The sequence below is a fragment of the Spongiibacter pelagi genome, assembly GCF_014705705.1.
Lineage (GTDB): Bacteria > Pseudomonadota > Gammaproteobacteria > Pseudomonadales > Spongiibacteraceae > Spongiibacter > Spongiibacter pelagi.
This window is the reverse complement of sequence record NZ_JACXLD010000001.1, coordinates 342,719-354,918: the sequence shown is the minus strand read 5'-3', so window position 1 is coordinate 354,918 and position 12,200 is coordinate 342,719. Positions and strand designations below refer to the sequence as shown.

General features: G+C 49.8%; 11 protein-coding genes. 6 read left to right on the top strand and 5 right to left on the bottom strand.

From position 1 onward, the window contains the following. Positions 1-35: 35 nt before the first annotated feature. The 6 genes from hslO to IB286_RS01625 all read left to right on the top strand — a co-directional run bounded on the left by hslO (position 36) and on the right by IB286_RS01625 (position 7,137). Positions 36-893: an Hsp33 family molecular chaperone HslO gene (hslO, locus tag IB286_RS01650; RefSeq protein ID WP_190761915.1), complete on the top strand. Its 858-nt coding sequence runs from the start codon at positions 36-38 to the stop codon at positions 891-893. A gap of 178 nt (positions 894-1,071) precedes the next feature. Further along, complete coding sequence (locus IB286_RS01645; RefSeq protein WP_190761914.1) at positions 1,072-2,622, top strand: phosphoenolpyruvate carboxykinase; 1,551 nt, start codon at positions 1,072-1,074, stop codon at positions 2,620-2,622. 201 nt (positions 2,623-2,823) lie between these two features. Then, positions 2,824-3,270: a hypothetical protein gene (locus IB286_RS01640; protein WP_190761913.1), complete on the top strand. Its 447-nt coding sequence runs from the start codon at positions 2,824-2,826 to the stop codon at positions 3,268-3,270. A gap of 172 nt (positions 3,271-3,442) precedes the next feature. Beyond that, positions 3,443-3,919 carry a phasin family protein gene (locus IB286_RS01635; protein WP_190761912.1) on the top strand — a complete coding sequence of 159 codons (477 nt, stop codon included), beginning with the start codon at positions 3,443-3,445 and terminating at the stop codon, positions 3,917-3,919. Positions 3,920-4,066: 147 nt separating this feature from the next. Then, positions 4,067-4,705 carry a TetR/AcrR family transcriptional regulator gene (locus IB286_RS01630; protein WP_190761911.1) on the top strand — a complete coding sequence of 213 codons (639 nt, stop codon included), beginning with the start codon at positions 4,067-4,069 and terminating at the stop codon, positions 4,703-4,705. Positions 4,706-4,791: 86 nt separating this feature from the next. Beyond that, a complete protein-coding gene (locus IB286_RS01625; protein WP_190761910.1) occupies positions 4,792-7,137 on the top strand; it encodes a Tex family protein in 2,346 nt (781 codons plus the stop codon). Between the two features lie 89 nt (positions 7,138-7,226). On the opposite strand, the gene IB286_RS01620 is transcribed toward IB286_RS01625, so the two are convergent. The 5 genes from IB286_RS01620 to IB286_RS01600 form a co-directional block, all read right to left on the bottom strand. Next, entirely contained in the window at positions 7,227-7,817 is a 591-nt protein-coding gene (locus IB286_RS01620; RefSeq protein WP_190761909.1) for a glycine zipper 2TM domain-containing protein, read from the bottom strand. 99 nt (positions 7,818-7,916) lie between these two features. Beyond that, positions 7,917-8,702 (bottom strand): adenosylcobinamide-GDP ribazoletransferase, encoded by a 786-nt coding sequence (locus IB286_RS01615; RefSeq protein ID WP_223826044.1) that lies wholly within the window; start codon positions 8,700-8,702, stop codon positions 7,917-7,919. 31 nt (positions 8,703-8,733) lie between these two features. Then, positions 8,734-10,359, bottom strand: coding sequence for a cellulose biosynthesis protein BcsG (gene bcsG / locus IB286_RS01610; protein ID WP_190761908.1), 1,626 nt, complete (start codon positions 10,357-10,359; stop codon positions 8,734-8,736). Then, a complete protein-coding gene (locus IB286_RS01605) occupies positions 10,352-10,582 on the bottom strand; it encodes a hypothetical protein (RefSeq protein ID WP_190761907.1) in 231 nt (76 codons plus the stop codon). The genes bcsG and IB286_RS01605 overlap by 8 nt, the downstream gene beginning before the upstream one ends. Beyond that, positions 10,579-12,171 (bottom strand): BcsE family c-di-GMP-binding protein, encoded by a 1,593-nt coding sequence (locus IB286_RS01600; protein ID WP_190761906.1) that lies wholly within the window; start codon positions 12,169-12,171, stop codon positions 10,579-10,581. Before IB286_RS01600 ends, IB286_RS01605 begins: the two co-directional genes overlap by 4 nt. Positions 12,172-12,200 lie beyond the last annotated feature (29 nt).

Sequence of the window (12,200 nt, the reverse complement as noted above, 5' to 3'; positions counted from 1 at the left end):
AATGCCCCGCTCCAAATTCAGAGCCCGGCATTTCAATGAGCGACACCCTGCACCGTTTTATTTTTGACCACTGCGAAATTCGCGGCGAACACCTGCAGCTCGAACAAAGCTACCAGCAAATTCTCGCCAATCACCACTACCCACCGGGTGTGGCCAAATTACTGGGCGAATTTCTGGTTGCCGCTGGCCTGCTTAGCGCCACCCTAAAATTTGAAGGCAGCCTAATACTTCAAGTTCGTGGCGACGGTGAAATCCCATTGATTATGGCCGAGGCCAATTCCAAGCGCGAAATCCGCGCCATTGCCCGCGATGCCAATCAGGCGATGAGTGAAGACTTTCATCAACTCTTGGGCAATGCCCAGCTCGCCATCACCATCGACCCGGTTAAAGGCGTTCGCTATCAGGGTATTGTCAGCCTTGAGGGCAATAGTCTCGCGGCCTGCCTGGAAAAATATTTTGAACAAAGCGAGCAGCTCGCCACCCGTATTTGGCTGCACGCCGATAACGGCAAAGCCGCCGGCCTGTTTTTACAGCAACTCCCCGGCGCACAACAACAAGCCGATGACTGGGAGCATTTGGTCACCTTGGCCAACACCGCCAGCCCGCAAGAAATGCTAGAACTCGATGCTGGAGATATGCTGTATCGGCTCTATCACGAGGAACCACTACGCTTATTCCCCGGCGAATCTGTGCGTTTTCAATGTAGCTGCAGCCAAGAGCGCATAGAAAAAGCGCTGGTTTCTCTGGGCAAAGCGGAGTTGGCTAGCATCCTTGAAGAGCAAGGTGAAATAGAAAGCCACTGCGAAATCTGCCATCGCCGCTATTATTTTTCAGGAATTGACGTGCAAGCACTGATCGCCGGATGCGGCCCAGAAAATCACACTAGACATTAGTAACCACTTACCTTTCAACGCCTGTGAAAACTAAAGCGAATGAAAGGTTAGCGCAAACCCGTATTTTTTGTAATAATGGCGCCCCATTTTCAGCAGCCGCCTGAAGGAATCCCTCCTTCCATCCGGCTAAATCGGGCTTTCCAGGGACATTTTTTCGAACTTCGGACAGGACATATCAATGAGTGCTGAGACCACCACATACACCAACCTAAACCCCGCTCAGTTCATCGAGCAATCACTGGCTCGCGGCGAAGGCCAACTGGCAGACACCGGCGCCCTGGTTGTAACCACCGGCAAGCGCACTGGCCGCTCACCGGCTGACCGCTATGTAGTGCAAGAGCCTTCAACTGCCGATGCCATCGATTGGGGCGGCGTTAACCGTCCGTTCGACGCGGACAAATTCGATGCCCTGTGGGCCCGTGTTGAAGACTATCTGGCCGAGCACGACCGCTTTGTATCGCAGCTGCACGTTGGCGCACACGAAGATCACTACATCCCCGTTGTTGTGAACACTCAAACCGCATGGCAAGGTCTGTTTGGCCGCAATATGTTTGTACGCCCAAGCAAGTACAACCCTAAAGCGAAAGAAGAGTGGACCATTCTGAACGTAGCAGGCTTCGTCTGTGATCCAGAGCGCGACGGCACCAACTCTGACGGCTGCGTCATCATCAACTTTGCTCAGCGCAAAGTGCTGCTGGCGGGTATGCGCTATGCCGGCGAAATGAAAAAAGCCATGTTCTCTGTGCAGAACTTCCTGTTGCCAGAGAAAGACGTGATGCCAATGCACTGCTCGGCCAACGTTGACGAAAACGGTCAAACCACTCTGTTCTTCGGTCTGTCTGGCACCGGTAAAACTACCCTGTCTGCCGACCCTGCTTGCTACCTGATTGGTGACGACGAGCACGGCTGGGCAAAAGGCTCTGTATTCAATATCGAAGGTGGCTGCTACGCCAAGACCATCAACCTGAGCCAGAAAAACGAACCCATCATTTGGGACGCGATTCGCTTTGGCGCCATCGTTGAAAACGTGGTAATCGATCAACAAAGCCGCACTGCTGATTACGACGACACCAGCCTGACTGAAAACGGTCGCTGCTGCTACCCACTGGAAAACGTTGAGAAACGCGTGATTGAAAACGCCGCTGGCGAACCCAAGACCGTTATCTTCTTAACCTGTGACGTATCTGGTGTTATTCCACCAATCTCCATCCTGAGCAAAGAAGCGGCCGCGTTCCACTTCCTGAGTGGTTACACTGCCCGCGTAGGCTCAACCGAGCTGGGTGCAGAAGCGGGTATTCACCCCACCTTCTCAACCTGTTTCGGCGCGCCATTCATGCCACGTCCTGCTGGCGAATACGCCGAGCTGCTGATGAAGCGCATTGAAGATTTCGACTCTCAGGTATACCTGATCAACACCGGCTGGACTGGCGGCTCAGGCGCCGCTGGTGGTACTGGTTCACGCTTCCCGATCCCAGTAACCCGTGCGGTTGTTGCGGCAGCGCAAAGCGGCGCTTTGATCGGCACTGAAACTGAAGAGCTGGATATTCTGAACCTGACTATCCCCAAAGCCATTCCCGGCGTTGACGAAAAATACATCAACCCACGTAAAGCTTGGGGCAACGATGAAGCCTACGACCAGGAAGCCGCTAAACTGGCGCGCCTGTTCCAAGACAACATCAAAAAATTTGAAGTTTCTGAGAACATTACTGCAGCGGGCCCACGCTCGTAAGCAGTTTTCCAATTTCCAAGGCGGCTTCGGCCGCCTTTTTTATTTCTGCCCCAAAATCTCTCACCTCGAACACCGGCCTTCCGCACCAGTAATGCACAATTTTTCAGTTTTAGTATGTGATTTCTAATTTTTGTCCGTATCTTCGCTTTCAGATTGGTAACCAACACCGGACACCAAAAATCTCAACATGAGGATGATGTGATGAGCGAGATCAAAGCGACTTTTGAAAAAGCGGGCAACATGGCCAAAGATTTCTACCTGGCACAACTGGGTCTGGCCGGTAACGCTTTCGAGCAAGCCGAAGAATTGGTTAAAACTGCTGAAGCTAAATACAAAGAAGCTGAAGGCAAAGTAAAAGACACTTACACCAAGCGCGAAGAAATCTTCAAAGGCTTGGTAACTCGTGGCGAGAAAGTAGAAAGCGATGCCAAAGCCAAGCTGGAAGAAGGCAAAGCCAAAATCGAAAGCAGCAAAGCTGACATCGTTGCCAAACTGAAAGAGTCTCGCGACGAAGTGAAAAGCAAGCTGGAAAGCATCAAAAGCGAAGGCATCGAAGGTAGCCTGAAGCAACTGCGCGAAGAGCTGGAAGCCGGTCTGGAAAAAGTTAAAGCCAAGATCGCTCGCAAAGAAACTGAAGCTGCTGCGTAATCGTTTACCACCCAGGTCTTTAAATACCGGAAGGTGTTTTTGCCCCGGCTGATTTAAACACCTATGCTTTGCACGGTGTACCAAAAGTCACCGTGCTTTTTTTAAATTCGCTGCTCTATCCTGTTTGCATAAATCGGCACTGGATAGGCGGATTTGCCCTGTGGAGAACACCATGAGCAAAGATAAAAAAAGCATTAAAGACGTCACCAGCCAAGCTGGCGATCTGGCCAAAAACATTTGGCTGGCCGGCCTCGGTGCCTACGGCCGCGCTTATGACGAAGCTCAAGAGCGCTACGAAAAAGCCAGCAAAGAAACTCCCCGCCTGTTCCAAGAACTGGTAAGCAAAGGCAGCAACCTCGAGTCACAAGCCCGCGAAAAACTGGGTGAAGTGAGCAACCTCGGCACCAGCACTTCTATCGAAGAGCGCATTTCTAAAATGCGTGCCAGCCTCGGTTTTGGCCACACTGCCAGCGCTGAAGATCTGGGTCGTTTAGAAAAGAAACTGGACGCACTGAGCAAGAAAGTTGATGCGCTGAGCAAAGCCGGCAAGCCTGCCGCTGCTCCAGCTGCTAAAAAAGCACCGGTAAAGAAAACTGCTGTAAAGAAAACCGCAGCAAAAAAAGCGCCAGCAAAAAAAGCGGCTGAATAAGCTTCTTTAGCAAAGCATTAATTAAACGGGCTGTTTTTACAGCCCGTTTTTGTTTTTTAGGGATGCAAAATCCCGCGCTTACGAAAGAATGCGCTACACTCCAAGTCCCACTACAAAAAAAGCCGTGATAATTGGGAACCGACAGGGATGAAAACCCGCGATAAAATTTTGCTGACCAGCCTCAACCTGTTTAACAGTGAAGGCGAGCCCAATGTCACCACGGTGGATATTGCCAATGAGCTGGACATCAGCCCCGGCAATCTTTACTACCACTTCCACGGCAAAGAACAAATTATTACCGAGCTGTACAAAGGCTTCGAGCTTGAGTTCACCGAGATTCTTGAAGCACCGCTTGATAAGGTACTGAATCCTCAAGACAGCTGGTTTTATCTTTATATTGTGTTTGAACAGGTGTTTAACCACCGCTACTTTTATCACAACCTCAATGACATTCTGCAGCGCTATCCAGACATCAAAAAACGCTTCCTGAAATTGTTGGAGCTGAAGCGCGATGCCGCTCGTGCCATTGCCGACCAATTAATTGAAGCTGAAATTCTTGAAATTTCGGAAGGTGGAGTTGAGCACCTCTGTGACAACGTCGCTCTGAATTTAACCTTCTGGCTAAACTACAATCAGCTTCGCCAGCAGGAAGCCAGTAACGAAGTTTTGATTCACCAGGGCGTGTTCCAGTTAATGTCGCTGGTCGCCCCCTATCTCGCTGAAGATTTCCGCTATTTCTACGAAGAAAGCCGGGCATTGTTTGAAGCACTCACAAAGTCTGAATAAACCTGTCTGTCAAGGCTCCCGCACGGCCTGATCTTTTTGCATAATGCTTCGCTCGAATAAAGAAGCATTAGGAATACCCAAGCGCAATGAGTTCAATTTCCAGTCGTATTGCCCAGGAACTGGGCGTCAAAGATAACCAAGTTAACGCTGCCATCTCCCTGCTCGACGAAGGTGCCACCGTCCCCTTTATCTCCCGCTACCGGAAAGAAGTTACTGGTGGCCTGGACGATACCCAAATGCGCGAACTCGAATCCCGGTTAACCTATCTCCGAGAAATGGAAGAGCGCCGCGAAACCATTCTGAACAGCATCCGTGAGCAGGACAAACTGACCCCAGAACTGGAAAGAGACATCCTCGCTGCCGACACTAAAAATCGACTGGAAGACCTCTATCTTCCCTATAAACCCAAGCGCCGCACCAAGGGCATGATCGCAATCGAAGCTGGACTGGAACCACTGGCCGACGCCTTGTTAGCAAACCCAGACCTCGACCCAAACAGCGAAGCCGAAAAATATCTGAATGCCGAGCATTCAATCACTGACGCTAAAGCTGCACTGGATGGCGCAAAGTACATTTTGATGGAACGCTTCAGTGAGGATGCTGACCTGCTGGCGCGGTTGCGTACCTACCTGTGGGACAACGGCACCCTCAGCAGCATGGTAATGAGTGGCAAGGAAAACGAAGGCGCAAAATTTCGCGATTATTTCGAGCACTGTGAGCCCTTAAAAACCACACCCTCTCACCGTGCGTTGGCCATGTTCCGTGGCCGTAACGAGGGTATTCTCGGTCTTAGCATCAAGAGCGGCGAAGAAGACGGCGCCACCTCTCCCTGTGAAATTATGGTCGGCAAGCATTGGGAAATCGAAGATCATGGCCGTCCGGCTGACAGCTGGCTAAAAGAAGTCGTGCGTTGGACCTGGCGCATCAAACTTTATACCCACTTGGAAACCGACCTGCTTGGACAGTTACGCGAACTGGCGGATAAAGCCGCTATAGATGTATTTGCCCGCAACCTGAAAGATCTGCTTCTCGCGGCCCCAGCAGGCCAAAAAGCCACCATCGGCCTCGACCCCGGTTTACGTACCGGTGTAAAAGTTGCTGTTTTGGATGCAACTGGCAAGGTGGTAGATCACTGCGCGATCTTCCCAAATCCACCTCAGAATCAAATCGCTGAGTCCGCCAAGATTCTGCTCAATTTAATTCAGCAACACGACGTTAAGCTGATCGCCATCGGCAATGGCACCGCCAGCCGTGAAACAGAACGTTTTGTTAAAGCACTGCTGAAAAGCAAACCAGAGCTCGGCTGTACCAGCGTCATCGTCAATGAATCCGGCGCGTCGATTTATTCCGCCTCGGAATATGCTGCCCGCGAATTCCCCGATCTTGATGTGACCATTCGCGGAGCCATCTCAATTGGCCGCCGCCTGCAAGACCCACTGGCTGAGCTGGTGAAGATTGACCCCAAATCCATCGGCGTCGGCCAGTACCAACACGACGTTTCACAAACCATGCTGTCCAAGAGTTTGGAAGCCGTGGTCGAGGACTGTGTAAACGCGGTTGGCGTCGATGTGAATACCGCGTCGCCAGCGCTGCTGTCCCGGGTTTCAGGACTTAACCAAACCCTGTCTGGAAATATTGTGGAATTCCGCAACCAGAACGGCGCCTTCAAAAGCCGCGAACAATTATTGGAAATCAGCCGTTTTGGCGCCAAAACCTTTGAACAGGCCGCAGGCTTCCTCCGCATTATGGGCGGAGAGAATCCACTTGATAGCTCCGCCGTTCACCCAGAATCTTATTCTGTGGTTGAAAAAATTGTGGCAAATAGCGGCCGTCAGGTGACCCAGTTGCTCGGCGACAGCCAATATTTGAAAGCCCTCAAACCCGGCGACTTTGCCGATGAGCGCTTTGGTGTACCCACTGTCACCGACATTATTCGCGAGCTCGACAAACCCGGCCGCGACCCGCGCCCAGACTTTAAAACCGCTGAGTTCAAAGAAGGTATCGAGAAAGTATCCGACCTTGAAGCCGACATGGTGCTGGAAGGCACAGTTACTAATGTCACCAATTTTGGCGCCTTTGTGGATATCGGTGTTCACCAGGACGGGCTGGTGCATATCTCCGCGCTGTCAGACACCTTCGTCAAAGACCCTCACACCGTCGTAAAAGCCGGAGATATTGTGAAGGTGAAAGTGATGGATGTGGATATTCAACGACAGCGCATTGCCCTGTCTATGCGTATGGGCGATCAGGCCAGCGACTATCAAGCGGAGAAAACCGCCCAAAGCGACCGCCCTCGCCGCAGCGCTGGAGCCAATCGCGGGAATTCCTCACGAAACAATCATGGCTCACAGAAAGGAAACAGCGGCTCCGCTGGTGGAACCATGGCGGCACTTTTTGCTCAGGCACAAAAGAAAAACGGCGGGCGTTTATAGCCCACCGTTTTATGGCGAAAGTTCGAAAACTTTTGATTTAAAAAGCTCTCGATTAATTTAACGACCGTAGAAATTAATCAGGGCTTTTCTTAAGCTTGGGGCGGCTGAGTTTCGGTAACGACTTTGCCATTTACAACCGGCAGCGTTTCACCCGGCTTTTCTTTCATCACCACTTCACCGGTTTCCTCACCAATTTTATAACTCACTTGATAACCGGTAATACGCTCTTTTTGTTCATTAGCCGTTTTGCAACGCTGCTCAACCTTGCTCTCAGGCATGGCGTTGGCATCTGGCTGCTGCATACCTTCCTGCACTTTGCGGCCCGCATAACCACCCGCCACTGCACCAGCAATAGTTGCAAGCTTCTTGCCTGAACCACCACCGACTTGATTACCAATAATACCGCCCAGAATCGCGCCAATCGCAGTGCCAGTCACTTTATTTTCATCCTGATAACCTGGGTTTTGTGGCTGCTCGACAGGCACCTCAACCACTTCATCCCAACATTCCTGATGCGAAACCGTATAGCTTTCTTTAATCGGTGTGGCAGAAATAACCTCAGCAATAAGTGGTTGCTGGCTCACTTCAAACTCACCACCACTTTTATATGCAGCGATCCCCGCCGCACTGCCCAGCGTGGCACCACCAATCAACAACCCCACTAAAAAACTCTTATCCATTGTTCTTCTCCCTGCTATCCAGGTTTTAAGTAGTGCTTATATAAACATGCTTAAGCTGAACGCTTGCTGAAGCAATTTAGCTAATTCAAAAACCGAAATTCATACCAGAAAACTGAGATAAACCAGCAGTTCTGATATTTGCTGCGCGGCACCCAATGTATCTCCAGTGTACCCTCCTATACGACGGCGCAGGTACCAAATCCAAAAGCCTCTAAACCCAATAAGGGACAGAATCAGAAAAATGACCCCGAAGCCACTAAGTAGCGCGGAGAACATGCCTATAACGACCAGAGGAGCCATTGGAAGCAAGGAGTAATAAAAAGCCTTTATCGACAGACCTTGCGCAAGTGGCTTTGCCTTACCATCCTCTCGAACATAGCCAAGTTCAAGTTGAACAGAGATGGCAACACCCCGGCTTAGCACGTGGCCCCAGCAAAGGGCCAACACAATGCCCCATGGGCTGCCAAGGCTTGCCAGACTTGCTGCTTTTATCGCCAACACCGATACCAGAGCGGCAGCGCCAAAGGTTCCCAACCGGGAGTCCTTCATAATATGCAACACGCTTTCAGGCTCATAGCCGCCGCCAAAGCCATCTGCGCAATCTGCCAGACCGTCCTCATGAAAGGCCCCCGTCAATAACAGAGAAGTGAGCATCGACAACAATACCGATACCAACAGACTCCCGAATAACACCTGACTGAGGAGCAAAATCAGGCCGGACAATAAAGCGATCAACAATCCAACCGCAGGAAAATACACCGCTGAATCGTTCAGCTTTTGCTGCGAAAAATGTGTATCAAAAGGAACGGGAATTCTGCTGAGGAAGCCCAGAGCACAAAGAAACAATACCCATTCTGCTTTGAGCCTGTTTGTATCTATCTTCAAAGCTCACGCTCCGTGAAATCGGGCTGCATAATTAATCCGGGTAGTTAGACCAGGTTTGTCCGTCTAGAGAAATATAAAACTGTTTGTTTTCCTGCATAACGGTTATCGCTTCATTTTGCGAAACCCATTTCAACTCCGGCATCTTTCGAATTAAATCCGCCGCAGAATACTCGGCTTTAGCAAACGTATTTTGTTCAAAGATATTTTCCAGCAAACGTGTAATCGACATGTGACTGGTCGGGATATCAACATGTGCCACATCCCCCTGTCGTTTCAGACCGGGGCCGATCAATTTCGCCATAACCGGGACATGGGTGATCGAGCGGGAGGGAATTTCTCGCATACCGGAAATCTGCATTTTGTCGCCGCGCAAACCTGCACCGTGTTCGGGAATCAACACCACCAATACATTTCGACCCGATTTTTCCAGATCGTCGAGAAAGCGATTGAAATCTTTAAGCAAGGCATCAATGCGCAACTTGTAGCTTGGCAAGCCGATACGAGGCCCCTGGAGAAGACGGTTTCCGTCATGCAGTGTCGTAGTGTTATAGAGGGCAACAAAATTTGAGTTCGGCTTTTCAAGCCTGTACGACCACCATTTCGACAAGACATCATAATCCTTGTATATCGAATCCCCGCTAAAATCTTTTTGGGTGACGGTTAAATTATCTTGTGGCATTAACGTCGCATTAATCCCGCCATAACTGCGTAGCCGTTCAAGAAAATTTCCGAACTTGCCACTATGATTCAGCAAGAGACTCTGCTCGAAATCAGGCGTTTCCAGGCTGGCAAATAGATTGCACTCTGGTGGAAGCGCTTCATAAAGCCCCTTGTGTGGCAACTGACCACAACGGGATTTTGAAAGACGCAATAAGGCCGGACCACTGTAGGAAGTGACCGAGTTAAATTGGTCAAAAACAATATCAAATCGAGAAAATAACGCAGGGTTTGAATAACCGCTCACCTCAAGATCATCCCACCCCAACGAGCAGACACTGAGAAAAAGAATATCAAAATCGGCGTTGGCACTTTGCTTTACAGATATCGGCACTTCCTCTTTTGCCTGCTCCTCAAAGAAAGCCCCCAACTCTGTATTTAGCAGCTCATCGGTAATTGCTCTAATCCCAACCTGGCTTACCCCACTCGAAGCTTGTTTATTAACGGAATCAGTGTGAAGTTGCTGTTGTACTTGTTGAACACTGAATACCGCCACAGCAAGAACCACAACCGCTGTAAGTTTGAAGACCTTAGAAAAAAAGTAGTACACCACCAATAAAAGAAAACCCACCAATAGGACTCTTGGGGGGAAAAACCGGAAAAACAACTCAACGAGGTAATCGAGCTCAAACGTTGAAAGCTCTTCCAACTGTGCAGTTAAACGAGATAGGGGCGGTAGGAAGGAGTCGTAATGCAAAAGCCACAGTCCAACAGGAATTGCGGCAATCTGTCTGGAAATTTTCAAAAGCAGCGACTGAACGGGAAACAGTAAGAACGCCAAAAACGCCAGGTTTTCCAACAGATGGAATTCTATAAATCCCTGATAGTGGAGTATCAACTTCGCAATAAAATACAGATTCCACAGCGACAGTCCTGGCAAAATTTGCCCCAGCGACTCCCCTTTAATCTTGGCCACTTCGGCACGATCGTGATCAGGCATTACTTTGTTCCGAAGTCCTTGTGCCTTTAACTATTAATTTTCCATCTGAGGACCGGGTATTTTTAGGCACTTCATAAGGCGTTAAATAACGTGGTACCAAGATAAAGCGTTGCAAAGGACGCAGCAGAAAGTTTATGACCCTCTTCTTGCCCGCAACCCCGGCTGCCAGCCCCAAAAAAGCGCCGAGCAGAAAAACAATCATCAAACTTTGCAAGTCCATCATTTCTCGCTACTTTCCAGGATCAAAGGTTTAGCCAAGATAGCATCCATCGACAATAGATTGTCGGATTGTCCTGCCAGAGATCCCTTCAGATTGCCTTGATGATCAGAGGCCAGCGAACTGAATTCCTCAAGATCGGCATAGCTTCGAATTTCTCTGAAAATCGATGAGAGGCCGTCCTGGATCACAATGACGTCTCTGTGACTAAACAATTGATCGGCTGGCAATGAAAAACTATGTCGCAATGCAATATCTACATCACCACCTCGGCAGGCATAGAAAAACAAGTAAACCCCTTTACTCGAAGCCGTCACCTGATCACCCTCACGAAAGAGCCCACACAATGACAGACAGTCTTTGACACGTATGCCTTCAGCCGGCCGTAGGACGACCAGTGCGTGCTCAACGTCCGTATAGGTTGCTCGCTCAAACTCGTTGCGAACATGGTCAATAAACTGCTCTGGATCGGTATAACCCGATTGCAAAGGTGGACGCCATGTCTCTCGCAGCAAAGTAAAGTCAGAGACGGTATCTCGCGTAGAATAAAGTTTGCTCAGCGCAGAAAGCTGCCCCAAAAAGGTGGAAAAACTTAATGCTGCCGGAACGACCAAATCAGCACCCGCTCGTAGTAGAAACTGCTCATCTGTGTGTCGTAGATAAGGCCGCATTTCTCTGACCATAATTCTCAGCCCAGGCTCTGCCACTTTACGCAGACTGTGAATTTGTTCAGCCAAGTTCAGGAAATCCGTGTTGCTGTCACAACCAAAAGCCGCAATATCGACGCCCTTGCTTGCAATTTCTACAAGCTCGGCATTTGACTCGGCCACACGCGCAAAAATATTCGCCGCAGACGCTCCTGCATCGCCCAGTACCATTCGGGAGGCAAAGATACGCGTTTTATTTACTCGCTTTCTCTGCTCAACTGCTTCACCCTTGTGCGCGCGCACTTCTTCTACTTGCCAAGTTTGATCCTCGCTTAGAGCCAGAAGCCACTCACGAGCGAAAATAGACTCCGCGGCAAGCCAAAAATCGACGGTCAATTCATAGCTTGCCGCCGAGATCGCTGAAAATTTTGCCAAACCAGAAAGTTTACTTGCCGCAAGCGCAGCACCACCAAGATAAATAGCGCTACCGAGAAAAACCAAGTGAAGCTGTATCCCCTGAGAAGCCGCCCATTCACTAAATGCAGCTAATACCTTCCGCTGTTTTGTTGGAGGTAAAGCAGTAAACTCTTCTGAGGCACTCCAAGAAACGCAGACGAATAAGCGGCTGCCTTCCCGAGGATATAAGCGCCGCAATTCCGACAGTAGCGTCGCAAGATTTCTTCGTTTTCGGCCCGACCCCAGCCGATTCCAAAAAAAGTTATTTTTCCCGCCTTGAAGAAACTGTTCAAAAACCGCGCCGATTCGTGAACCGAGCTGATCACTGAATTCCGTTTGTTCATATTGATAAACGCAAATATCTTTCTTTGTGCGATCGTGGAACAGATACATCGACAAGGCTGCCGCGTCTGCAAGCTGCGTGCATGAGAACGCATAGCAAGTCCCCTTCACGGACTCACCAGAAGCTATGCATATAGACGACAATGCCATAAAGACTCTCTATAGGTACTTTTCTGAGC

Excerpts from the sequence above, each read along its gene's own strand:
- hslO (WP_190761915.1), top strand. The coding sequence starts at position 36 with ATGAGCGACACCCTGCACCGTTTTATTTTTGACCACTGCGAAATTCGC.
- IB286_RS01645 (WP_190761914.1), top strand. The coding sequence starts at position 1,072 with ATGAGTGCTGAGACCACCACATACACCAACCTAAACCCCGCTCAGTTC.
- IB286_RS01640 (WP_190761913.1), top strand. The coding sequence starts at position 2,824 with ATGAGCGAGATCAAAGCGACTTTTGAAAAAGCGGGCAACATGGCCAAA.
- IB286_RS01635 (WP_190761912.1), top strand. The coding sequence starts at position 3,443 with ATGAGCAAAGATAAAAAAAGCATTAAAGACGTCACCAGCCAAGCTGGC.
- IB286_RS01630 (WP_190761911.1), top strand. The coding sequence starts at position 4,067 with ATGAAAACCCGCGATAAAATTTTGCTGACCAGCCTCAACCTGTTTAAC.
- IB286_RS01625 (WP_190761910.1), top strand. The coding sequence starts at position 4,792 with ATGAGTTCAATTTCCAGTCGTATTGCCCAGGAACTGGGCGTCAAAGAT.
- IB286_RS01620 (WP_190761909.1), bottom strand. The coding sequence starts at position 7,817 with ATGGATAAGAGTTTTTTAGTGGGGTTGTTGATTGGTGGTGCCACGCTG.
- bcsG (WP_190761908.1), bottom strand. The coding sequence starts at position 10,359 with ATGCCTGATCACGATCGTGCCGAAGTGGCCAAGATTAAAGGGGAGTCG.
- IB286_RS01605 (WP_190761907.1), bottom strand. The coding sequence starts at position 10,582 with ATGATGGACTTGCAAAGTTTGATGATTGTTTTTCTGCTCGGCGCTTTT.
- IB286_RS01600 (WP_190761906.1), bottom strand. The coding sequence starts at position 12,171 with ATGGCATTGTCGTCTATATGCATAGCTTCTGGTGAGTCCGTGAAGGGG.